Annotated in this window: 17 protein-coding genes, 2 tRNA genes and 1 pseudogene; 9 read left to right on the top strand and 11 right to left on the bottom strand. The window is 54.9% G+C overall.

Going from position 1 to position 21,622, the window contains the following annotated elements:
* Positions 1-84: 84 nt before the first annotated feature.
* Both ACESQ2_RS18590 and ACESQ2_RS18595 read right to left on the bottom strand, forming a co-directional pair.
* Positions 85-2,772 carry a cation-transporting P-type ATPase gene (locus tag ACESQ2_RS18590; protein WP_046878079.1) on the bottom strand — a complete coding sequence of 896 codons (2,688 nt, stop codon included), beginning with the start codon at positions 2,770-2,772 and terminating at the stop codon, positions 85-87.
* Positions 2,773-2,822: 50 nt separating this feature from the next.
* The gene (locus tag ACESQ2_RS18595) at positions 2,823-3,254 is read right to left on the bottom strand and encodes a universal stress protein (RefSeq protein ID WP_014229901.1); all 432 of its coding nucleotides are present in this window, start codon (positions 3,252-3,254) and stop codon (positions 2,823-2,825) included.
* Positions 3,255-3,784: 530 nt separating this feature from the next.
* Here ACESQ2_RS18595 and ACESQ2_RS18600 point away from each other — a divergent pair.
* Genes ACESQ2_RS18600 through ACESQ2_RS18610 form a run of 3 tightly spaced genes read left to right on the top strand, consistent with a single transcriptional unit; the run spans position 3,785 to position 8,894 of the window.
* On the top strand, positions 3,785-4,870 hold the full coding sequence (locus ACESQ2_RS18600) for an efflux RND transporter periplasmic adaptor subunit (RefSeq protein ID WP_032693512.1): 1,086 nt from the start codon (positions 3,785-3,787) through the stop codon (positions 4,868-4,870).
* A complete protein-coding gene (locus ACESQ2_RS18605; RefSeq protein ID WP_373171070.1) occupies positions 4,870-7,932 on the top strand; it encodes an efflux RND transporter permease subunit in 3,063 nt (1,020 codons plus the stop codon). Before ACESQ2_RS18600 ends, ACESQ2_RS18605 begins: the two co-directional genes overlap by 1 nt.
* 38 nt (positions 7,933-7,970) lie before the next feature.
* On the top strand, positions 7,971-8,894 hold the full coding sequence (locus tag ACESQ2_RS18610; protein ID WP_162140813.1) for an acyltransferase: 924 nt from the start codon (positions 7,971-7,973) through the stop codon (positions 8,892-8,894).
* A gap of 34 nt (positions 8,895-8,928) precedes the next feature.
* Here ACESQ2_RS18610 and pagP read toward each other — a convergent pair whose 3' ends face one another.
* A complete protein-coding gene (gene pagP, locus ACESQ2_RS18615) occupies positions 8,929-9,504 on the bottom strand; it encodes a lipid IV(A) palmitoyltransferase PagP (RefSeq protein WP_046878082.1) in 576 nt (191 codons plus the stop codon).
* Between the two features lie 226 nt (positions 9,505-9,730).
* Here pagP and ACESQ2_RS18620 point away from each other — a divergent pair, with 226 nt between their 5' ends.
* Positions 9,731-10,663 carry a nucleoside recognition domain-containing protein gene (locus ACESQ2_RS18620; RefSeq protein ID WP_345911367.1) on the top strand — a complete coding sequence of 311 codons (933 nt, stop codon included), beginning with the start codon at positions 9,731-9,733 and terminating at the stop codon, positions 10,661-10,663.
* Here the strand turns inward: ACESQ2_RS18620 and ACESQ2_RS18625 are convergent.
* Entirely contained in the window at positions 10,655-12,196 is a 1,542-nt protein-coding gene (locus ACESQ2_RS18625; protein WP_134897791.1) for a carboxylesterase, read from the bottom strand. The genes ACESQ2_RS18620 and ACESQ2_RS18625 overlap by 9 nt on opposite strands.
* Before the next feature lie 169 nt (positions 12,197-12,365).
* On the opposite strand from ACESQ2_RS18625, the gene ACESQ2_RS18630 reads away from it, so the two are divergent.
* Together ACESQ2_RS18630 and ACESQ2_RS18635 are read left to right on the top strand one after the other, a co-directional pair.
* Positions 12,366-12,623, top strand: a complete 258-nt coding sequence (locus ACESQ2_RS18630) for a histidine kinase (protein WP_014229908.1) — start codon at positions 12,366-12,368, stop codon at positions 12,621-12,623.
* A gap of 132 nt (positions 12,624-12,755) precedes the next feature.
* A complete protein-coding gene (locus ACESQ2_RS18635) occupies positions 12,756-14,210 on the top strand; it encodes an AMP nucleosidase (protein WP_014229909.1) in 1,455 nt (484 codons plus the stop codon).
* Between the two features lie 761 nt (positions 14,211-14,971).
* Here the strand turns inward: ACESQ2_RS18635 and ACESQ2_RS18640 are convergent.
* The 3 genes from ACESQ2_RS18640 to ACESQ2_RS18650 all read right to left on the bottom strand — a co-directional run bounded on the left by ACESQ2_RS18640 (position 14,972) and on the right by ACESQ2_RS18650 (position 16,818).
* Positions 14,972-15,047, bottom strand: a tRNA-Asn gene (locus tag ACESQ2_RS18640).
* A 125-nt stretch (positions 15,048-15,172) separates the two neighbouring features.
* A complete protein-coding gene (locus tag ACESQ2_RS18645) occupies positions 15,173-16,630 on the bottom strand; it encodes an EmmdR/YeeO family multidrug/toxin efflux MATE transporter (RefSeq protein ID WP_014229916.1) in 1,458 nt (485 codons plus the stop codon).
* An 8-nt stretch (positions 16,631-16,638) separates the two neighbouring features.
* A complete protein-coding gene (locus ACESQ2_RS18650) occupies positions 16,639-16,818 on the bottom strand; it encodes a DUF5951 family protein (protein ID WP_219538927.1) in 180 nt (59 codons plus the stop codon).
* Positions 16,819-16,824: 6 nt separating this feature from the next.
* Between ACESQ2_RS18650 and ACESQ2_RS18655 the strand changes: the two genes are divergently transcribed.
* Positions 16,825-16,900, top strand: a tRNA-Asn gene (locus ACESQ2_RS18655).
* Positions 16,901-16,970: 70 nt separating this feature from the next.
* Here ACESQ2_RS18655 and ACESQ2_RS18660 read toward each other — a convergent pair.
* Both ACESQ2_RS18660 and ACESQ2_RS18665 read right to left on the bottom strand, forming a co-directional pair.
* Positions 16,971-17,303, bottom strand: a complete 333-nt coding sequence (locus ACESQ2_RS18660; RefSeq protein ID WP_046878085.1) for a type II toxin-antitoxin system PemK/MazF family toxin — start codon at positions 17,301-17,303, stop codon at positions 16,971-16,973.
* Positions 17,304-17,561 carry an antitoxin gene (locus ACESQ2_RS18665; protein ID WP_004852307.1) on the bottom strand — a complete coding sequence of 86 codons (258 nt, stop codon included), beginning with the start codon at positions 17,559-17,561 and terminating at the stop codon, positions 17,304-17,306.
* 710 nt (positions 17,562-18,271) lie between these two features.
* Here ACESQ2_RS18665 and ACESQ2_RS18670 point away from each other — a divergent pair.
* A pseudogene (locus ACESQ2_RS18670) lies at positions 18,272-18,388 on the top strand (molybdopterin-binding protein); the annotation flags it as partial.
* Positions 18,389-18,549: 161 nt separating this feature from the next.
* Here the strand turns inward: ACESQ2_RS18670 and ACESQ2_RS18675 are convergent.
* Entirely contained in the window at positions 18,550-19,464 is a 915-nt protein-coding gene (locus tag ACESQ2_RS18675; RefSeq protein WP_049084134.1) for a LysR family transcriptional regulator, read from the bottom strand.
* A gap of 100 nt (positions 19,465-19,564) precedes the next feature.
* Between ACESQ2_RS18675 and ACESQ2_RS18680 the strand changes: the two genes are divergently transcribed.
* Positions 19,565-20,563, top strand: a complete 999-nt coding sequence (locus ACESQ2_RS18680; RefSeq protein ID WP_049084133.1) for an aldo/keto reductase — start codon at positions 19,565-19,567, stop codon at positions 20,561-20,563.
* A gap of 37 nt (positions 20,564-20,600) precedes the next feature.
* Here ACESQ2_RS18680 and ACESQ2_RS18685 read toward each other — a convergent pair whose 3' ends face one another.
* Complete coding sequence (locus ACESQ2_RS18685; protein WP_049084131.1) at positions 20,601-21,527, bottom strand: LysR substrate-binding domain-containing protein; 927 nt, start codon at positions 21,525-21,527, stop codon at positions 20,601-20,603.
* Positions 21,528-21,622: the final 95 nt, after the last annotated feature.

A 21,622-nucleotide genomic window follows, 5' to 3' on the forward strand; every position in this document is an offset into this window, starting at 1 on the left:
CGGGGAACCCATCATCACATCACGGGTAGCCCGGCTCGCGCTGCGCTTAGCCGGGCTACCGGGAATGCCGCGTTCTGCTCAATATCAGGCCGTACGCCATCTCCGGGTCAGCGGCTTCTCGACTTCCACAATCAGGAACATCACAAAACCGATAATAAAGGTGATAACCCAGTAGCGGAACGGCAGCGCTTCGGTACCAAACAGCATCTGCATAAACGGCGCGTAGATAATCAGCAGCTGCAGCACCAGCAGCACCCCGCTGACAATCCAGATCCCCCGGTTCGCCAGCAGCCCTTTACTCAGCGAGAAGCCGTCCGCCACCCGGCAGTTGAGCATATAGAACCACTGGGCGGTGACCAGCGTCTGCAGCAGCACCGTGCGGATAAACTCAGGCGAATAGCCGCGCGGCTGTAGCCAGGCTTCAAGCACAAAGGCGCTGACGGCAATCATCGAACCGACAAAAATCACCCGCCAGATAGCAAAGCCGTCCATTACGTGCAGTTTGGGATCGCGCGGCGGACGCCGCATGATGTTCTTCTCGCCCGCTTCGAACGCCAGGCCGAACGACAGCGTGGCGGAGGTCGCCATGTTCATCCACAGGATCAGCACCGGCGTCAGCGGAATTAAATTCCCCGCCAGCAGCGCAATAATGATCAACAGCCCCTGCGCCAGGTTGGTCGGCATAATGAAGAGAATGGTTTTCTTCAGGTTGTCGTATACCCGACGCCCTTCCCTGACGGCGCTGGCGATGGTGGCGAAATTATCGTCGGTCAGCACCATATCCGCGGCCTCTTTGGTCACTTCGGTGCCCTTAATCCCCATCGCGATCCCGACATCGGCCTGCTTCAGCGCCGGGGCGTCGTTCACGCCGTCGCCGGTCATCCCGACCACCTCTTTCCTGCTTTGCAGCGCCTGCACCAGGCGGAATTTATCTTCCGGGCTGGTACGCGCGAAAATATCGAATTTCTGCGCCGCTTCGCTGAGCTGAATATCGTCCATCACCTCCAGTTCTCTACCGGTGATGGCGTTTTCCGCATTGCCGATCCCCAGCATCTTGCCGATACTCATCGCGGTTTGCGGGTGGTCGCCGGTGATCATCTTCACGCGGATCCCGGCCTGCAGGCAGTCGCCGATCGCCGTAATCGCCTCCGGTCGCGGCGGATCCATCATCCCGGCAACCCCCAGCAGAATGACGCCCTGCTGTAAATCCTCATGGCTAAGCTCCGTTTGCCCGTCGGCTGCCGGTTTCCACGCCGCTGCCACCATCCGCAGCCCTTCCCGCGCGTACTCTTCGATTTTCGCTTCCCAGTAAGGCTGATCGAGCGGCGCCAGGCCATGGTCGGTTTGCTGATGCTGACACAGACGGAACAGGACATCGGGCGCGCCGGTAATCAAAATCATCTCTTCATCGCCGATGCGGTACAGCGTCGACATATATTTATACTGTGAATCAAAGGGGATTTTGCTGCGCAGCTCGGTGTTGACCGTCGGGAGCGGGACTTTCGCCGCCAGCACCTTCAGCGCCCCTTCGGTCGGGCCGCCGGTAATTTTCCACAGCCCGCTTTCGTCTTTGATAAGCTGACTGTCGTTACACAGATCGATGGTGCGCAGATAGCGTTCCAGCAGCGTGCCGGGGGCAACGGTTATCGGATCGGGCTCATCGATCGGATGAATATTCCCTACCGGTTCGTAGCTGTCGCCCTCCACCCGATAAACGTTATCGGCGGTAATAACGGCCTTCACCGTCATCTCGTTCATGGTCAGCGTTCCGGTTTTATCCGAGCAGATCACCGTCATCGCCCCAAGGGTTTCCACTGTGGGCAGCTTGCGGATAATCGCCTTCTGACGGGCCATGGTTTGCACGCCGAGCGAGAGGATTATCGAGATAATCGCCGGTAAACCCTCTGGCACCGACGCCACCGCGAGGCTAATCAACGACAGCATCAGCTCAGAAACCGGCATATCGCGGAACAGCAGGCTGAAGACAAACAGCGCGGCCATCATCACCAGAATGATGATAAAAATGGCTTTGCCGAGCTTATCCATTTGCACCAGCAGCGGCGTACGGTGTTTTTCGATATCCGACATCATCTGGTTAATATGGCCGAGCTCGGTATCGCCGCCGGTGGCGACCACCAGGCCTTTTCCGCCGCCCGAACTCACCGTGGTGCCGGAAAACAGCAGATTGGTACGATCGCCTAGCGGCAGTTCGCCGCTGAGCGCCTCGGTGCTTTTCTCCACCACCGTCGATTCGCCGGTCAGAATCGCCTCTTCCACCCGCAGGTTATGCGCTTCGATCACCCGCAGGTCGGCGGGAATGCGATCGCCTGCGCGGATGACGACGATATCGCCGGGGACCAGGGCGGTTGTCGGGATCGTTTCATGGTTGCCCTGACGAATAACCACCGCCTCGCTGGAGAGCATGTTGCGAATGCTCTGAAGCGATTTTTCCGCATTGCTCTCCTGGATATGGCCGATCAGGGCGTTAATCACCGCCACGCCGAGGATCACCAGGGTATCCACCCAGTGCCCCATGACCGCCGTCAGCAGCGCCGCCGCCAGCAGCACATAGATCAGCACATCGTTAAAATGCGCCAGAAAGCGCAGCCACGCCGGCTTTCCCGCCTTTTGCGGCAGCGCATTTTCGCCATACTGCTGCAAACGCGTCGCCGCCTCGGCGCCGCTGATGCCTTCCGGAGTGCTGTTGGTGCTGGTCAGGGTTTCTTCTACGGAGAGCTGATAGAACGGGCCGCCCGGTTTTTCTGTATTCATAGTTATCTCCTCACTCCTGTAACGGAAATCAGGACAGCCTCAGGCCGCCCTTAACGCACCACAAAAACCGGAACATGGGCATAGCGAACGATTCCTGCCGCCTCCGACCCCAGCAGATGCGTCTGAATATTCGGGTTGCGCGAACCGATGATCACCACATCCGCTTTCAGTTCATCGGCCAGTTTGGTCACCTCATCGCGAATGTTGCCGCTGCGAATGTGAATCTGAATATCCTTTTCCGTCAGCGCGAGTTTCTTGATCAGCTCTGCCAGCTTTTCCTTAGCAGTATTAATCAGATAGTCCTCCATTTTTCGTGCATCGGAAATAAAACCGCGCGTCAGTACCGGAGAAAAAGAGGGAATGATGTGTACCAGATGAATCTGTCCCGAAGAGCTTTGCGCAAGGAATTGGGCGTGGGACAAGGCCTTGTCCGCCAGACCGATTTCAAACACATCAACCGGCACGAGGATATTTTTATACATAGAGACAATCCTTTTATTACCTAAAAAAGGTGGTGAAAACAGCCCGGGCAATGGCGCTGAGGAAAAGATCTCAAGAACAAAATCTGCAAGACGTGTAGGTATAATTAAACGTAGCACACCACGATAAACATTATTAAGTCGCCAATTAATATATTGAAAAATATCACAGAGTCAGGCGCAGCCAGACAATTCGACTACAAACCCCGTAAAATCGTCGCCATCGCCGTAATTTTTGCTCTTTTTAACATTTCCGTTTTACTACGACTATCCTCATTATCAGTGGCTTGTTCACTTTCTGTCGCCCCACAATAATTATTACGATAAGAATTTACTTAGCTAAGCGTTAGCGCTAAAGGAGGAACGATGTTCGGTTACAGTCTGTTTCGCCTGAGCCTGTTTATTGCCCTGGCAATAATCGCCTGTACGGCTACCGGTTTAATTACCTATTTCGTTGTCTCGGCCCTCGCTGAATAAATACAGCGATTGTGAATAATATGTAAAATATAGCCTTTTACTTCGAGGGGAATACAGTGAACCGTTATTTTTCTCTCATTCCGCTTGTTATTTTAATAACAACGGCTTGCGATCGGAAAGCGCCTGAAATTACGCCGTTACCGCGGATGGTCAAAGTCGCCGAGGTGGTGGCTATCGGTGATGCGCAGCAGCGCGTATTTCCCGCCCGCATTGAGTCCGGGGACTCCACCGATTTGTCTTTCAAACGCGGCGGCCAGATTGAATCTCTTGATGTCCGTCAGGGAGCCAATATTACTCAGGGGCAGCCCCTTGCCAGGCTCAACGCCCGGGAAGCGCAGCAGCGCGTGAATGAACGGCAAACCGCTGCCACCCTCGCCCAGCGGCAGTTCGATCGCTTCCAGACGCTGGCCGGGCGTCAGGCGATTTCAAAGGCGGAAATGGATATCCAGCGGGCCAACCGCGACGCCGCTAACGCCGCGCTGAAAATCGCCCGCGAAGAGCTGTCGCAAATGACGTTGACCGCCCCGTTCAGCGGCGTTGCCGCCAACGTGCCGGTACGTAACCACCAGGTTGTCGCCGCCGGACAGCCCATTGTGACCCTGACGCGAACCGATCTGCTCGACGTGGTGTTTAGCGTTCCGGAAAACCTCTTTACCGCGCTGGATATTCGCAACGCGCAGTATCGTCCTGTCGTCAAAATTAACGCCATGCCGGATCGCCAGTTTACCGCCGACTACAAAGAACATACCGGCAGCAGCGACAGCAGCACGCTCACCTGGCAAATCATACTGACTATGCCGCGGCCGGCCGACTTTCCCTCGGTGGGCGGCGTTAGCGGAACGGTGACGGTCAATCTGGCAAACCTGCCCGCCAGCGCCGGTCAAAACGCGGTGGTGGTGCCGGTTGAAGCGGTGTTTAACCCGGATAATCGCCCGCGCAATGAGCCCCACGTCTGGGTGGTACAGGGCAGCGGCGACCAGCTCAAGCTGGAAGAGAGAAAAGTCGGCGTGGGCCCGGTGACCTCTCAGGGCGTGGTGATTACCGAAGGGCTCAGCGTCGGCGAGCGCGTAGTGGCGGCAGGCGTCAGCGAATTACATGCGCAACAGCCGGTTCGTATCTGGACGCGTGAACGAGGTTTGTAATGGATATTTCCCGCCAGTTTATTAACAACCCGGTCCGCGTCTGGCTGACCATTTTGCTGCTGGGCATCGGCGGGATCTTCGCTCTGCTGAATATTGGCCGCCTGGAAGATCCGGCGTTTACCATCAAAACCGCGGTGGTGGTCACCCACTATCCCGGCGCGTCGGCGCAGCAGGTGGAAGAAGAAGTCACCCTGCCGCTGGAAAACGCGCTGCAGCAGCTGCCGTATCTCGACAACGTCAGCTCAATTTCCTCCAACGGCCTGTCGCAAATTACCGTCAATATCGCCTCGCGCTACCACTCCCGCGAGCTGCCGCAAATCTGGGATGAACTGCGCCGCCGGGTGGGCGACGCTGCCCGCCAGTTCCCTCCCGGCGTCGCCGCTCCGTTTGTGAACGACGATTTTGGCGATGTCTTTGGCTTCTTCTTTGCCCTCTCCGGCGAGAGCTTTACCAACCCTGAGCTGGTTCGCTATGCCGAGCAGCTGCGTCGCGAACTGGTGCTGGTCCCCGGCGTCGGCAAAGTCGCCATCGGCGGGGCGATCCCCCAGCAGATCAACATCGATATCTCGCTGGCGAAAATGGCCGCCCGCGGAATCACGCTCAACCAGCTGGCGGCGATACTGAGCAGGTTGAACGTGGTGTCTAACGCCGGTGAGATTAAATCCGGCAGCGAATCGATTCGCCTGCATCCCACGGGCGAGTTTGCCAACCTCGACGAGCTTGGCGACCTGTTAATCAGCCCGCACGGCTCGGTAACGGCGACGCGGCTGCGCGATATTGCCACCCTCTCGCGCGGGCTGAGCGAATCGCCTTCCAGCATTTACCACGCCAACGGCCGACAGGCGGTCACTATGGGGGTGTCGTTTATACCCGGGGTTAACGTGATTGACGTTGGCCGCGCGCTGGAAAGCAAGCTGGAGCAGATGTCGGCGGAAAAACCGGCCGGAATCAACATTGACCTGTTCTACGATCAGGCGGCGGAAGTCGCCCATTCGGTCAACGGCTTTATCACCAACTTCCTGATGGCGCTGGCGATTGTGGTTGGCGTGCTGCTGATCTTTATGGGCGTACGCAGCGGCATTATTATCGCCCTGTCGCTGGCGCTCAACGTGCTCGGTACGCTGCTGATCATGTACCTGTGGGGTATCGAGCTGCAGCGTATCTCGCTGGGGGCGTTGATTATCGCCCTGAGCATGCTGGTCGATAACGCTATCGTCATCGTCGAAGGCGTGCTGATCGCCCGCCAGCAGGGGTCAACGCTGCTCATGGCGATTAACTATGTGATCCGCCGTTCGGCGCTGCCGCTGCTGGGGGCCACGGTGATTGCCATTCTCGCCTTTGCGCCGATTGGCCTGTCGCAGGACTCGACCGGCGAATACTGTAAATCGCTGTTCCAGGTGCTGCTGATTTCGCTCATGCTGAGCTGGTTCTCGGCGCTGACCATTACCCCGGTGCTGATTAAATGGTGGCTGTTTAAAAATCAATCGCAGCCGGTGGCGCAGGCCGACGCCAATCCGTACGGCGGGCGCTTTTACCGTCTGTACCAGCAGGCTCTGCGTGCTCTTCTGCTGCGCAAAACCATTACGCTGACCATCATGGCGGCGCTGCTGGCCGCCGCTATCTGGGGATTCGGCTCGGTGCGGCAAAACTTTTTCCCCTCGTCAAATACGCCGATTTTCTTTGTCGATCTCTGGCTACCCTACGGTACCGATATCGCGACCACCGAAAAGATGACCAGCGATATTGAGACCACCATTAACGGCCAGCCGGGCGTGGTCACCACCGTGGCCACCGTCGGTCAGGGCAGTATGCGGTTTATCCTCACCTACAGCGGGCAACGGCAGTACAGCAACTATGCGCAGATCATGGTGCGCATGGACGACCAGCGCAGCATTGCCGCCCTGACGCAGCATGTGGATCGCTATATTGCGCGCAACTACCCGCAGGTGAACGCCAGCACGAAGCGCGTGATGTTCGGTCCCTCCGGCGACAGCGCCATCGAGGTGCGGATTAAAGGTCCGGACCCCGACCGTCTGCGCCTGCTCGCCAGCCAGGTTGGCGATATCCTCTCCGCGGACCCGGCCACCGACGGCGTTCGCAACGACTGGCAAAACCGTAGCAAAGTTATTCGTCCGCAGTACTCCCCCGCGCTTGGGCGCGAGCTGGGCGTTGATAAACAGGATATTGATAACGCCCTGGAGATGAACTTCTCCGGCAGCCGCGTTGGATTGTACCGTGAGGGAGCCGACCTGCTGCCGACGATCGTCCGCCCGCCCGCCGCCGAGCGCCAGGACGCGAATCACCTGAATAACGTGCTGGTCTGGAGCCAGAGCCGCCAGCAGTATATTCCGCTCAGTAACGTGGTCAGCGGCTTTCACCTTGAATGGGAAGATCCGCTAATCCTGCGCCGCGATCGCAGCCGGGTGCTGACGGTACAGACCGATCCCGACCCGCTCAGCCACCAGACGTCGGGGGATATCCTGTCCCGCGTGAAGCCGCAGATTGATGCGCTCGCTCTGCCGCACGGTTACAGCATTGAGTGGGGTGGCGATGCGGAGAACTCCAGCGAGGCGCAGCAGGGGCTGTTTACTACCCTGCCGCTGGGTTACCTGGTGATGTTTGTCATCACCGTCCTGATGTTCAGTTCGCTGAAAAATGCGATCGCCATCTGGCTGACCGTGCCGCTGGCGCTGATTGGCGTAACGCCGGGCTTTTTAATCACCGGGATCCCTTTTGGGTTTATGGCGTTAATCGGTCTGCTGAGCCTGAGCGGAATGCTGATCCGTAACGGCATCGTGCTGGTAGAAGAGATTGAACAGCAGAAACAGGAAAAAGCGCAGCAGGAGGCGATTATTGATGCCGCCACTTCGCGTCTGCGCCCTATCCTGCTGACGGCGTTTACCACCGTGCTCGGCCTGGCGCCTTTATTACTCGACGTTTTCTTCCAGAGCATGGCGGTCGTTATCATGTTTGGTCTGGGTTTTGCTACTATTCTGACGCTGCTGGTTCTGCCGGTAATCTACGCCTGTTTCCACAATCAGAATATGAAGCGACAACCATGAACAGTACCGGATTAAATATTATTAAAACGCTGGGATGCATGACGGCGGTGACCTTCTTCACCATTTACAACACCTGGGATAGCTATGATTATGACTATCACTGGATCCTCGGGTTTTTGACGTTTATTTCCACTATCGCCACGCCGCTGTTTTTTGTGGTGGCGGGCTATCTGGATTCACAGTCTCGCCACGACTCACAATGGCAGTTGGGCAAAATCAAAAGCGTGGTGATCGTCTTTCTGTTCTGGATGACGGTGTACTATCTCTGGGAGCCCTACCAGCGCGGCTATCTTATCCAGCCGTGGTTTGTATTTGCGTTTATCGTCATTTACACCTTTCACCCGGTTATCGAGTGGCTCAGCCAAAGACGCACAGCGTTCTTTGCCGCGGTGTTCACGCTGCTGCTGCTCTCGTATGGTTACGATCTTTTGTCCGCGCTGTACCCGAATGTCCATGCGCTGAGCCTGGCGCCGCAGTACCGCCTGTGGACCTGGCTGCTGTTTTATCTGACCGGTCAGCTGTTCAGCGACCCGCTGGTCGCCGACTGGCTCAGGCGAGAAAAAGTGGTCAAAGGCGCGATGATCGCCATTCCGTTTATTTACCTTTTTACCTGGTTTTACGAGCGGCATTTCTTTTTCGCCCTGTTTAAGGCCGACAGAAATGCGTTCATTCTGACCGGTTCACAAATCTATATTCTGGTGGTTGCGCTGGTTATTGCCGCCAACGGCGTGCGGTTTCGCAAAAACAGCGAGTTCAAGGAGACCCTTCTCGCCACCATTAGCAAAACGATGACCGGCGTCTATATTCTCCACTACTCCGTTTTTCACCTGCTCACCGCGTTTATCCCGATTAACTCGCTGGGGACAAAATTAATGCTGATTGTCCTTACGTTTATCACTTCGGTACTGATTTCGATGCTCGCGCTGTCCAATTCGGTGGTCAAAAAAGTGATTACGATTTGACGCTCGCCGGTTCAGGTCATGGCCGCCTGCGCATTTAAAAACCGTAGCGCAGCCAGGCAAACAGTACGTTGCCGTTATTATAGGTGCCGGGAATATAGGTGAACTGCACGCTCAGACGGCGGTAGCTGGCGGAGAAGAGCGGCAAAATAATCGGCAGAGGTACGTAGTTGGCAAAGTCATCGCGGGCGGTGATCCCGGCGGTGACGCCAAGACCCAGGCGAAAGTCACGACGGCTATCAAGATACCAGCCCTTTTCCCAGCCGTAGCCGACAATCGGCTGCCACTCGTTGTGCGAATCTTTGAACATCATGGCGTAGAGCGAACTCCAGTTGCCCTCCGCGTTATATCTGGAAACGCCGAAACCTCCGCCCCACGGCATTTCATTATAGTTATCCGTTTTCTCTTTATCGTACATAAAGCGGTTGTGCCAGCTGAGAAACGGCAGATATAAATCGTAGTTTTGCGGCTCATTCCAGGTCTGCGAGACGTCGTTTTTCAACCAGCTCCACCAGCCGCTGATGCGCTGCTCACCATAGACCTTCGTTTCAGCCTGTACCGACAAGGCGAAAATAAACGCTACTCCCCACGCTAGCCGCAGACAACGTCGCATCGTTTTATCCTTAAAGAAAGTCGCCCGGTGTTCATTCAGTTTGGGAACAAAAAACAGGCTTTGCAAATATCAACCAACAAATTTTCTGCACCGTCCCGGGCTAATTGCAAGTCCAGTTAAACGCCCGTTTCAGGACAGAGAGCGCCGCCGCGGTGATTTCATTTCCTTGCCGCTGGGATTATGATGGCGCTAATTATCCTTTCTGCCCGCAGTGATTGAGAAATAGATGGACTTCATCAGCATTATTATGTCGGCGGGGAAAACCTCCGTCGATGTGGCGCTTTATACGCTGTTGCCAATCATGGTCGTCATGCTCATCGTGATGAAATATCTGGAGGTCCGCGGGGTACTGGACACCATCGTTCGCTGGCTCGCCCCGCTGCTTAAGCCGTTCGGCTTAACCGGGATGAGCGCTTTTGCCCTGATTCAGATGAATTTTGTCAGCTTCGCCGCCCCGCTGGCGACCCTCGCGATTATGGATAAACGCGGCGCTTCGGACCGGCATATGGCCGCCACGCTGGCGATGCTTTTCGCCATGGGTCAAGGCAACGTTTTCTACCCGTTAACGCCCTTCGGCCTGCACTGGCTGGCCTCAATCATCATTTCGATTGTCGGCGGGCTGTGCGCCGCCGCGGTCACCTGGCATATCGCCGGCCGCAGGCTATCGATGGTTGAAAACGTGCGGGCCGACGCGCTGCCTGAGGCGGAGCAAAATAGCCAGGGGATTATCGCCGTTATCAACAGCGCCGGTGCCGACGCCATCCGCCTGGCCCTCGGCGCGGTGCCCATGCTGATCCTGTCGCTGGCCATCGTCGGATTTATGCAGGCGGCAGGCCTGATTGAGATGCTTCAGCGCCTGCTGCTGCCGCTGCTGCTGTGGCTGAATATTCCGGTTAACTTCGTGCTGCCGGCGCTGGTCAAATGCGTTGCCGGCGGTACGGCCTATTTCGGCGTGGTCTCCGAGCTCGTCCAGCAGGGTAAAGCGACCGTAAGCCAGATCAACGCCTCGGCGGGCCTGCTAGTGCAAACGTTCGATCTTCCCGGCATCGGCATCTTTCTGGGCGTCAGCTCGCGCTTCGTACGCCTGTTCCGCTTCGCCGCGATTGGCGCTATCGCCGGGATCGCCATCCGCACCGTGATGCACCTCACGCTATTCTGAGGCCGCCTCCTGCGAACGGAGACAGGCAGCGATATCCGCCTGCTCGCTACAGGCGATATGATGGTTAATGCGCGCCATCATCCACGGGAAAAACGGGTTGGACGTGACGCGCATCAGCGTATCCAGCCCGACGCTCAGGGTTGAGGTTTCCCCGCGCAACGAGATCGTACCGATGCTGATCCCGTAGCGATTTTTCTCCGCCGGTTCGCGGCCATAGAGCGAGTCGGTCAGCGGGAACGGCACCGCCACGTGCGATAGTGAATACATATCCTGCGGCCAGGCGATATGCAGCGGCGTCACGGTTTCGCTTCGCGTCCCGGCAAGCGTGGTGCGGGCCACCGTCTCGTAGGTGTCGGGCGCGGCGTTGGTAATCACCGTGGTGCCGTAGGGCCGAGGCGCCGGCGGCAATAACGTATTCACCGCCGAATAGAGCGAGGGACGAAATAGCGCGCGCAAATTCGCCGCCTGGTTAATATCGAAAATCACCAGTTCGCTACCGTTATCCGGCAGATAACGGTAGAGCGAATCCACCACCGCCCGGGTGCTCACCGTTGAATCCATCACCGACTGAAAAGTTAACACCGGCGCCAGTTCAGAAAGCCGCTGACGCTGCGCTTCCTGCACGATTTGCTGCTGCAGCGCCTGCGACAACAGCCATGACTGCCTTGCCGCCTTCACCGGGAACGAATTGTATTTATAGGGATTAAACTCCGGGACGACGTTCAGCCACGCCGCGCGGGCGAAAGCCGGAAATACAGAAGGTAAACCGGCCAGCCCGGCAAAACGCGCAAACGCGGTAACGCCAATCATCGGCGACAGCAGGATGACCTGCTGCGGCCGCCGCAGCGACTTATCTTCCAGGCTATCGAGGGCGTATTTTAGCGCCAGCGCCCCGCCGTTGGAGTAGCCCACCACGTGCAGCGGCGCGTCATCCCCCGCCAGCCGCGTCGCTTCGCGCACCGCAAGCCGGGTTGTCGCGATCCACTCTTCGCGGTCCACCGCGGTGAGCGCGCCGGGGGCGGTACCGTGTCCAGGCAGCCGCGGCGCGACGGCAACAAATCCCAGCTGCTGATAGCGCTGCGCCAGATAATGTACGCTGTAGGGCGAATCCGTCAGGCCGTGCAGCAGCACCGCCGCGCCGCGCGGTTTGCCCTGCGGCAGCAAAATAAAGGAGCGGTTCCAGTCGGGATGAAACTTATCCGGATAGACCAGACTTTGCGCGTAAAAGCGGTTAATGGCCGTTTTTTCATCGTCGCTCAGCGTGTCGGTAATGCTGCTTTTCATATCGCGGAAAATCGCCGCTTCCCGCGTCTGGTATTCGGCAAAAGTGGCGCGGTCAATCTCGCTGGCGCTCATTTCATTCGCCGTCCAGGTATGCCAGCGGTGCAGCGCCGGACCGCGCTGCGATTCGTAAATACGGCCAATAAAAAAGACGATCACGACCACCAGCAGCCCAATGATGGCTTTTTTCGCCACCGAGACTAATCTTAATCCCGACTTATTCAGCAGCCGGGTAAAACGCATCATTGCCATATTTCTGTCCGAATTATCTCTTTAGCTGCCAGGGTGGGCTATTATGCAGAAGGAATCCGATCCTGCGATTCACTTATTAAACATAGACTAAACCAACCGCCTGTTCTTATTGTCAGATGAGGAGCAAACATGAATTATCGCCGGAGTGTAACAGGTCAGGAATAAACAAATGGAATGGTGGATTAAGAAACTACGCGAGGCCTCGACGTCTACACATACCCACGCGGTTCTGCAAAGCGGCCAGCTAACCATCATTGCGGAACTCACTTCCTGTGGCCGACGTTTACAGGAGGGCGATAAGCTGACGCCGTTGGCTAACGCGCTGTACTGCATTAACGACAATAAGTCGATCACCCTAAAAGTGCTCAACGCCACGCATTTCAGCGCTGAACGCTGGGGCGCCATCGCGAATATCACCGCGCATTAATCGACATCCCCCAGCATCAACTGGTTCTAATCTCAGTACTTTCTCAACTAAGCGGGTTAAATTGTCCTGCGCCTTTTTCAGTCTGTGACATACTAAGCAAAACGTCAGCAGAGCAGAAACAAGGAGTACGTCATGAATCAGAAAGCCGCCAGGCTGACCCCAGAACAGGCGCTTACGCAGCTCGAAGCGCTCTATGAAAAATCGGTCAATGCGCTGCGTAAAGCCCTCGGCGATTATATTCACCATAATATCCTCCCCGAGAATAGCGCCCGTGCGGAAGGACTGTTCGTTTACCCGCAGCTGTCGGTATCGTGGGACGGAGCGGAACATAAAGCGTTAAAAACCCGGGCCTGGGGTCGCTTCACCCATAGCGGTTGCTATACCACCACCATCACCAACCCTAAACTGTTTCGCGCCTATCTGCTGGAGCAGCTCACCATGCTGTATCAGGATTACGATGCCGCGATTACCGTCGGGCTGTCGCAGCATGAGATCCCCTATCCGTACGTTATTGATGGCTCTGAACTCACGCTCGATCGCTCAATGAGCGCCGGCCTGACGCGTTTTTTCCCCACCACCGAGCTGTCGCAAATTGGCGATGAAACCGCCGATGGCCTGTTTCATTCGACGGAATACTATCCACTTTCCCACTTCGACGCCCGCCGCGTCGATTTCTCGCTGGCGCGCCTGCGCCACTATACCGGCACGCCGGTTGACCATTTCCAGCCGTATATGCTGTTTACCAACTACACCCGCTACGTCGATGAGTTCGTGCGCTGGGGCTGTAGCCAAATTCTCGATCCCGAGAGTCCCTATATCGCCCTCTCCTGCGCGGGCGGGATCTGGATAACGGCGGACACGGAGGCGCCGGAGGAAGCGATTTCCGATCTGGCGTGGAAAAAGCATCAGATGCCCGCCTGGCACCTGATAACCAAAGACGGACAGGGGATCACGCTGATTAATATTGGCGTCGGCCCGGCAAATGCCAAAAATATCTGCGACCATCTGGCGGTGCTGCGTCCGGACGTCTGGCTGATGATTGGCCACTGCGGCGGCCTGCGTGAAAGCCAGAATATCGGCGACTACGTGCTGGCCCATGCCTATCTGCGCGACGACCACGTGCTGGATGCGGTACTGCCGCCGGATATCCCAATTCCGAGCATCGCCGAAGTTCAGCGCGCGCTCTACGACGCCACGAAGCAGGTCAGCGGCATGCCGGGCGAAGAGGTAAAACAGCGGCTGCGTACCGGAACGGTGGTCACTACCGACGATCGCAACTGGGAGCTGCGCTACTCGGCCTCAGCGCTGCGCTTTAACCTCAGCCGCGCGGTGGCTATCGATATGGAAAGCGCAACCATTGCCGCCCAGGGCTATCGCTTCCGCGTTCCTTACGGCACCCTGCTGTGCGTCTCCGATAAACCGCTGCACGGCGAGATTAAGCTGCCGGGACAGGCTAACCGATTCTATGAAGGGGCCATTTCCGAACATTTGCAGATTGGTATTCGGGCGATTGACCTGCTGCGCGCCGAAGGCGACCACATGCATTCGCGCAAGCTGAGAACCTTCAACGAACCGCCGTTCCGCTAAGCGCTGATATCATACGAGCAGAATACACTCAGTCCGGATCGCGTGAAATATTTACGCGGCCACCATCCGGACTGAGCGTTATAAAATAAAGCGTTTATTTTTGTTAGGGGTAAAAATTCTCAGAACACATCCATACGTGTATATCCGCGCAATATTATTCCCACTACGAAAATCAACAAATAAACATTTTATTAACATATCAGTATCATTTTCCCTGTGGTCATAAAACGCCCAGCCGGGGCCTGATTTACACTTGAATTGAGTCTTGTAACCTCTTAAATTAATTAGATAAATTCACACGGAACAAAAAAGCGGTACAAAATAGCCAGCGCCAGGGAGAGATCAAAATAATCAAAGAGTTACCTATGGGCGCTACTCTACTCTGGAATCATCCTTTAATAGCGACAGGTTGTTTGCAACAAATACCTTGTTACTAAATTACCAGAGATGAAATTGCGCATGTCGACAGTAGGCAACCATGGATATGCTTATCTATCGCGATCGGCAATGTACTATTTTCGTAAAAGTATGGACGACAGCTTTATGAAATTAACCATAGGGAATATCCGCCTGTTTATTTTATTAGCAACTCTTTTTTTCTGGACTGCCGCGATCGGGCTAATTTCCCTTATTGTATCCTGGTTTTAAGACCCTGACGGTGCGCCGGGAATGTTCTTGTGCCCCGGCGTTGCCACCATCGTGGCTATGGAATAGGAAAGCAAAAAGCCCGCTTAAGTTTCCTTAAGCGGGCTTCTTAAATATGGCTCCTCTGACTGGACTCGAACCAGTGACATACGGATTAACAGTCCGCCGTTCTACCGACTGAACTACAGAGGAATCGTTTGAACGAGGCGCATATTATCGATGGCGCCTCACCTTGTCAAAGGCTGTTTTCACATTTCAAACCGTTTGCCGAATAATTCTCCACTTTGGGCGAAAAGTCCCGTTTCGCCCACCGCGTGTTACGTTTCTTCAACCTGCGCGCGGGTCTCGTCGGCCTGCGCTTTCGTTCGCGGATACTTCCACAGCCAGCGCCCGCTGACCATCCGGCAGTAAAACAAAACGCCGCGCACCGCCCAGTCAAGCACCATACCCAGCCAGACGCCGATCACCCCCATGCCCAGCACAATCCCCAGCGTGTAGCCCGCCACCACGCGACAGCCCCACATGCCGAGCATTGAGACCCACATGGTGTAACGCACGTCGCGCGCGCCTTTAAAGGCGCACGGCAGCGTCCAGGCCATCGCCCAGATCGGCATAAAGAAGGCGTTCAGCCACAGCAGCTCTTTCACCACCACTTTGACGTCCTCTTCGCTGGTATAGAACGAGGCGATCAGGCCGGCAAGCGGCGCGGTTCCCCAGGCGATCGCCGTCAAAATGATGGTCGACAGCCAGAAGACGTGCCACGCCTGACGCTCCGCCTGAGCGATCTGCCCTTTTCCGAGGCGTCGGCCGGTGATAATAGTCGATGCTGAACCGAGCGCGTTCCCCGGCAGGTTGATCAGCGCGGCCACGGAGAAAGCGATAAAGTTACCGGCAATCACGTTGGTCCCCATCCCGGCAACAAACATCTGCGTCAGCAGCTTACCGCCGTTGAACAAAACCGATTCAATGCTGGCGGGGATCCCGATGCCCATCACTTCCCAGATAATGGCGAAGTTAAACGGCTTAAAATAGCTCTTCAGCGAAATGCGCAGCGCCGGGTTAAAACCGATCATTAGCACCCAAATGGTGGCAACCGCGCCAATGTAGCGGGCAATCGTTAATCCCAGCCCCGCCCCGACAAACCCCATGCCGGGCCACGAGAAAATGCCGTAAATCAGGATGCTGCTGATAATAATATTGAGGATATTCATCCCGCCGTTGATCAGCAGCGGAATTTTGGTGGTCCCGGCGCCGCGCAGCGCGCCGCTGCCGATCAGGGCAATTGCCGCCGCCGGATAGCTCAGCACCGTCAGCTCCAGATAGGTCAGCGCCAGAGCTTTTACCTCTTCTGTCGCATCCCCGGCGACAAAATTAATGATTTCCGCGCCGAAGGCATGGATGACCGCCGCGAGAATAATCGAGAACAGGGTCATTATCGCCAGCGACTGGCGCGCTGCCGCCCTTGCCCGCCGCCGGTCCCGTTTGCCCAGGCTAAATGCCACCACCACGGTCGTACCGAGGTCGATGGCGGCAAAAAAGGACATGATCACCATATTGAAGCTGTCGGCCAGGCCTACTCCCGCCATGGCCTCTTTACCGAGCCAGCTGACCAAAAAAGTACTCAACACGCCCATCAGCAATACGCAGGCGTTTTCCAGCAAAATGGGGACCGCAAGCGGGCTGATTTCACGCCAGTAGAGGACGCGATAGCTCTTGCGTTTTTTAAACCAGGACGTGCGTTCGACGGACTGGCGTAATGCGGCGGTGACGTTCAAGGGAGACCTTAGTGAGAAAAGTTGAAACTACATTTCAAATGATGATAGAGAAAAGCTAATCCTGCAAAGCATTTTTCCCGATAAATTGTCGATAATGGCGACAATTTGTTGATGGATGCGCCAGTTGAGCCTCGGACGGCGAATAGATGTTTGACAAAAGTTTTTTCGCCGCTAAGATACGACTCCACAACGATTCCTCTGTAGTTCAGTCGGTAGAACGGCGGACTGTTAATCCGTATGTCACTGGTTCGAGTCCAGTCAGAGGAGCCATATTTGAGAAGCCTGCTTTTAAAGCAGGCTTTTTGCTTTTCTGCGTCCTGTTGCTTTTCTGCGTCCTGCGTTAACGTAAAATTGCATCCAGCCTGGCAAGCACTTCATTTACCACCGCGTCTGGTATGCGTTCCAGCCGCTTGCCGTTCCGGGCAGCTATATCAATGGTTCTGGGCTGGTCGCAGCGAATAACGCCCAACGTTTTTATCCCTGCCCCTTCCAGTGAAACGGTGAAACCAGCCGTGCGAGCAAAATTTCCACCGCTGGTGATGGGAACAACAACGGGTAACCGGGTCAGCTTGTTAAACGATGCCTTCGATACGATAAGCACCGGACGTTTTCCGCTTTGCTCGTGGCCTGCAATCGGATCCAGTGAAACGAGCCAGATTTCCCCTCTGTCCATCTACAGGATCTCCTTGCCCACCGCAGGAGCATCAATCCATTCCCGATCCTCTTCGCTCATTTCGGCGTGCGGATCGCACTGCGCCAGCAGTTCCTCAAGAGAATAATGAGGCCGTTTCTGGGGTTCAATAATCAGGCAGCCATTATTAATGGTCATGCCGACTTCGCTGTCCGTCGACAACTCCAGCGTTTTGAGCACGGCGGGAGGAACCGCCAACATGATGGATCCGCCGACCTTTTTCAGGCGAGTGGTATACATAGAGCACCTCCGAATATTATATTTTAATATAACATCTACGGCAGGCGGTGCACAATTATTCATCAGATTCATGGTGATTTCCTTTTCGTAATAAAGCGTGAAGAAAGCCGTTATCCATCGGAGGACAGTACAGGTGGGAACGAAACGCGTAACTAAGAAGGCTGATAATAGAAAACTGTTTTTGCGGTTTAAAGGATTATGGCGGTTCAGGTAAACGGAATGCGAGGCGGCTTCCGGATCGGAGCTGCTTCGGAGGAGCATCAGCGGCAGCGTGAAGGCCAGATTTTTCCAGGCTCGAAGTCGAACGCTTCAGCAATCAATCTTTAGCTGTTGGGCCAGCGGTGGGTAAGCGTACTAGCCAGCATGGAGGACACCAGGACCTGCCTGTCGCAAAAGCGCTGACAGTAAAGTGCCCCGTTTTTCAGCCCACCTATGATGTCGACAGGATGCCGGTCAGACAGCATCATACTTTGAGCTATACCGCGTCGATAAACTTCACTCTTCAGGTAGTACATCGCCAGCGCGGGGCTTTCATTTTTGTTGTGAGCTCATCAAAAAACGGCTGAAAATTGAGGAGACTAAAACACTATTCATGATTTTTGAGGTGAAAGCTTGGGGCGTTCCTTTTGTTTCTGCCCGCAACCCTGAAGACAAAGCCAGGGACGAAGATCTCATCGTTATGGCAATTCGTCATATACTGAATGACAAAGCGGGTGCCGGCCAAACTGAGGTTCAAAAACGCCAGGTATATCGCCGCCATTTTCGTCAGCGATACCAACCCCGGCGGCTACCGGGAGGATCGGGGCTACAACGGGTTTAGCGGTATTAGCGCTCGCACTGCCCCGGTATCACGGAAGCGGACAGCGTTAACGGCGCGGGATGGCGACCGGACGATAAAGCCGCAGAAGCGTCAGGCGTACAGACGATACAAAAGAGCGTGATAAAATCAGTTTTTCATCCCGTCTATTTTCACCCGCCGTTTCACATGCTATTGCTGCAGGATATTTTTATTCATCGACATCACCCATGTTATAAATGTTCTCAGGGGGACCGGGATATGTTTGCGGCTCGGATAGTAAATATTAAAATGATCGGCAGGATAACGATAATCAGACAGTAAGCGGACAAGCCCGCCTTCTTTAATTTTATCCTGAACCAGATTCTCATATACAAAGGCAATACCTAATCCGGATTCCGCAGCCTGTATCATCGCCGCATCGGAATCCATCACCAGATCGCCCTTCACAGCCACTTCCGTTATAACGCCCGTAGCGCTAATAAACTCCCAGCGGTACAGATCCCCACCTGGAAAGCAACGATTAATGCATCTGAAATTAACGAGATCTTTTGGTGAAGAGGGTGCGCCGCATTTTTTTATAAAATCCGCACTCGCCACTGGAATAAGAGATAGCGGCTCTCCAAAGGGTATGGCAATCATATCTTTAGGCACATCTTGCGTATAGCGTATACCCGCATCAAAACCTGAATCTATAATATTGACTTTTCTGTCCGTGGTGAATAACTCAAGTTTAATATCCGGATACTCATTTTTGAACGGTGCGAAGTAACGTTGAAAGAAGAGATCCAGCACAATGCGTGGCAAATTGAGTCTCACCACCCCTTCCGGCTTTGCTCTGTGCTCATTAAGGTTATCAATCACCCGCCTGTAGTCATTGAGCACAGGAGTAACGTCATTCAGAAACTCCTGGCCGATAGCGGTCAGAGAAAGACTGCGCGTAGAACGATTTAAAAGCCTCGCGCCCAGTTTCTCTTCCAGATTATTTATGGCAATAGTTAACGTTGGTGGAGAAATATTCAACTCTTTTGCTGCCTGACGAAAACTTCCATGCTTCACAATAAGAATAAGCATTTCTACATGTTGCAATTCGGGAATATTTTTCATTGTTAACATCCGTAAAATACTGCATTAGAAAGAGATTAATTGTTGTGAGTGGAAAAGGGAAGTATATATTTCTGCACATTGTACGAGTGAGGAAAATAAAATGGAAACACGTTATCTGGGAAAGAAAAAATTTCAGGTGTCGGCATTAGGTCTGGGTTGTATGGGAATGAGTTTTGCCTATGGCGGAGCCGAAGAGTCGCAGGCAATTAACACCATTCACGCTGCGGTTGATTTGGGTGTCACCTTCCTTGATACCGCAGAAGTTTATGGCCCATTTGAGAATGAAGTGCTGATCGGAAAAGCAATTCAAGGCGTTCGCGACAAGGTACAGATTGCGACCAAATTTGGTTTCCGCATTCTTCCTGGCGGTCAGGGGCTTGAGCGTATGGCCGGCGTTGACAGTCGCCCTGAACATATCCGCGAGGCGGTAGAAGGCTCCCTAAAACGTCTCAACGTCGAGACTATTGATCTCCTTTATCAGCACCGCGTTGATCCCACCGTCCCCGTTGAAGACGTGGTGGGAACAATGGCAGATCTGGTCAAGGAAGGGAAAATTCTCCATATCGGACTTTCCGAGGTCTCTGCCAATACTTTACGCCGGGCCTGTGAAGTTCATCCGATCGCCGCCGTTCAGACTGAATATTCTCTCTGGACCCGCGAGCCGGAAGAAAACATTCTTAAAACTTGCCGCGAATTAGGGGTAGGATTTGTGCCCTATAGCCCGCTGGGTCGTGGATTCTTAACCGGCAAAATCACCGATCGGTCCGGCTTCGCCGAGGATGATTTTCGGCGCAATCTTCCTCGCTTCCAGCACGATGCCATGCGGAAAAACCAGCAGCTACTCAGCCAGCTGCGGGATGTGGCCGATAAATATCGCTGTACCCTGGCCCAGCTCGCTCTCGCGTGGGTGATGAGTAAAGGCGATGATATTGTCCCCATTCCCGGCGCGCGCCAAATCGCGCATTTGCAGGATAATGCCGGCGCGGCCAGCCTGGCTATTTCCGATGTGGATATTAAACTCATCGATCGCATCTTTACCCCTGACAATATTCACGGATTAAGATATACCCAGGGTGATTTTCATTTAATCGATAAGTAATATCCTGCTATAAATTCTCCCGCCTTTCCGGTGGGAGCTAAGGTTTACCGTCTCGCGCACATTTCTCCTCCACCGCGCCAGTTTGCTGGCGCCACGCGGTAACCTCCCCATCAAGCCAGGCCTTAAATAGAATGGCTTCGTTTTTCTGCTCTGCGCCCTGCGATGAAACCAGCCAGTAAGGCCACGGATAAGGGGCGGTGAAAGACGTAAGCTGTACCAGCTCACCTCTGGAGAGCGCATCCTGGACTAAAGAGCGGCGTTCCAGCGCGATACCTTTACCGAGCCGGACGGCCTCCAGCACCAGGTTTGAGTCGTTGATGCACAGACCGCCTGGCACAATCTCTCTTTCAAGCCCCGCGTTGATACACCATGCTTTCCACGACTCCATGGAAAAGATAATGTTGCTCTTCGCTATCTCTGACGGCGTACGGGGGAGCACGCCGCCGTTATAGGTTGGCGCGGCCACAACGATAAGCTGATCGGAGAAAAGGTAATGGCTCTCCGTTCCTTCCCAGTCGCCTTTTCCCATGCGTATAGCCAAATCCGCCCCTTCCTGCTGCATGCTGGTTATCGCCAGGCTCGCCTGTATTCGCAGCGAGATATGGGGGTATTTCTCCCGAAACCGTTCCAGGCGAGGCAACAACCAGTGGCAGCCGAACGAGGGCACCATCGCCAGGGTCAGCTCCTGCCTACGGGGGTTGATCTGCACCAGCCGGGTGGCATCAGCAATATGGTGCAAAGCCTCGCGGACCTGTAAGGCATAGAGCCGCCCTTCTTCATTAATCTGCACGCCGCGGCCGTGACGGATAAACAGCTTGAGGCCGACCATCTCCTCCAGCACTTTAATCTGCTGGCTGATGGCTGAATGCGTAACGTGTAGCTCTTTCGCCGCCAGCGTCACGCTGCCAAGACGCGCCACGGCTTCAAAACTACGTAAACTCGCAATAGGGGGAAAATCCGCCATGTTACCGCTCCCACAACCTGACGCGTAAAACGTGACCCACAATCTGTCAGTAATACTAACCCAACCCGTAAGATACTGAAGATATTCGCCATGAC

Source organism: Klebsiella sp. Q11 (genome assembly GCF_964241505.1).
Lineage (GTDB): Bacteria > Pseudomonadota > Gammaproteobacteria > Enterobacterales > Enterobacteriaceae > Klebsiella > Klebsiella michiganensis.

What these genes read in the sequence shown, in the direction of transcription:
- ACESQ2_RS18595 (WP_014229901.1), bottom strand. Translation starts at nt 3,254, where the DNA reads ATGTATAAAAATATCCTCGTGCCGGTTGATGTGTTTGAAATCGGTCTG.
- ACESQ2_RS18660 (WP_046878085.1), bottom strand. Translation starts at nt 17,303, where the DNA reads ATGGACAGAGGGGAAATCTGGCTCGTTTCACTGGATCCGATTGCAGGC.
- pagP (WP_046878082.1), bottom strand. Translation starts at nt 9,504, where the DNA reads ATGCGACGTTGTCTGCGGCTAGCGTGGGGAGTAGCGTTTATTTTCGCC.
- ACESQ2_RS18610 (WP_162140813.1), top strand. Translation starts at nt 7,971, where the DNA reads ATGACGGCGGTGACCTTCTTCACCATTTACAACACCTGGGATAGCTAT.
- ACESQ2_RS18625 (WP_134897791.1), bottom strand. Translation starts at nt 12,196, where the DNA reads ATGGCAATGATGCGTTTTACCCGGCTGCTGAATAAGTCGGGATTAAGA.
- ACESQ2_RS18605 (WP_373171070.1), top strand. Translation starts at nt 4,870, where the DNA reads ATGGATATTTCCCGCCAGTTTATTAACAACCCGGTCCGCGTCTGGCTG.
- ACESQ2_RS18620 (WP_345911367.1), top strand. Translation starts at nt 9,731, where the DNA reads ATGGACTTCATCAGCATTATTATGTCGGCGGGGAAAACCTCCGTCGAT.
- ACESQ2_RS18630 (WP_014229908.1), top strand. Translation starts at nt 12,366, where the DNA reads ATGGAATGGTGGATTAAGAAACTACGCGAGGCCTCGACGTCTACACAT.
- ACESQ2_RS18680 (WP_049084133.1), top strand. Translation starts at nt 19,565, where the DNA reads ATGGAAACACGTTATCTGGGAAAGAAAAAATTTCAGGTGTCGGCATTA.
- ACESQ2_RS18675 (WP_049084134.1), bottom strand. Translation starts at nt 19,464, where the DNA reads ATGAAAAATATTCCCGAATTGCAACATGTAGAAATGCTTATTCTTATT.
- ACESQ2_RS18590 (WP_046878079.1), bottom strand. Translation starts at nt 2,772, where the DNA reads ATGAATACAGAAAAACCGGGCGGCCCGTTCTATCAGCTCTCCGTAGAA.
- ACESQ2_RS18685 (WP_049084131.1), bottom strand. Translation starts at nt 21,527, where the DNA reads ATGGCGGATTTTCCCCCTATTGCGAGTTTACGTAGTTTTGAAGCCGTG.
- ACESQ2_RS18635 (WP_014229909.1), top strand. Translation starts at nt 12,756, where the DNA reads ATGAATCAGAAAGCCGCCAGGCTGACCCCAGAACAGGCGCTTACGCAG.
- ACESQ2_RS18665 (WP_004852307.1), bottom strand. Translation starts at nt 17,561, where the DNA reads ATGTATACCACTCGCCTGAAAAAGGTCGGCGGATCCATCATGTTGGCG.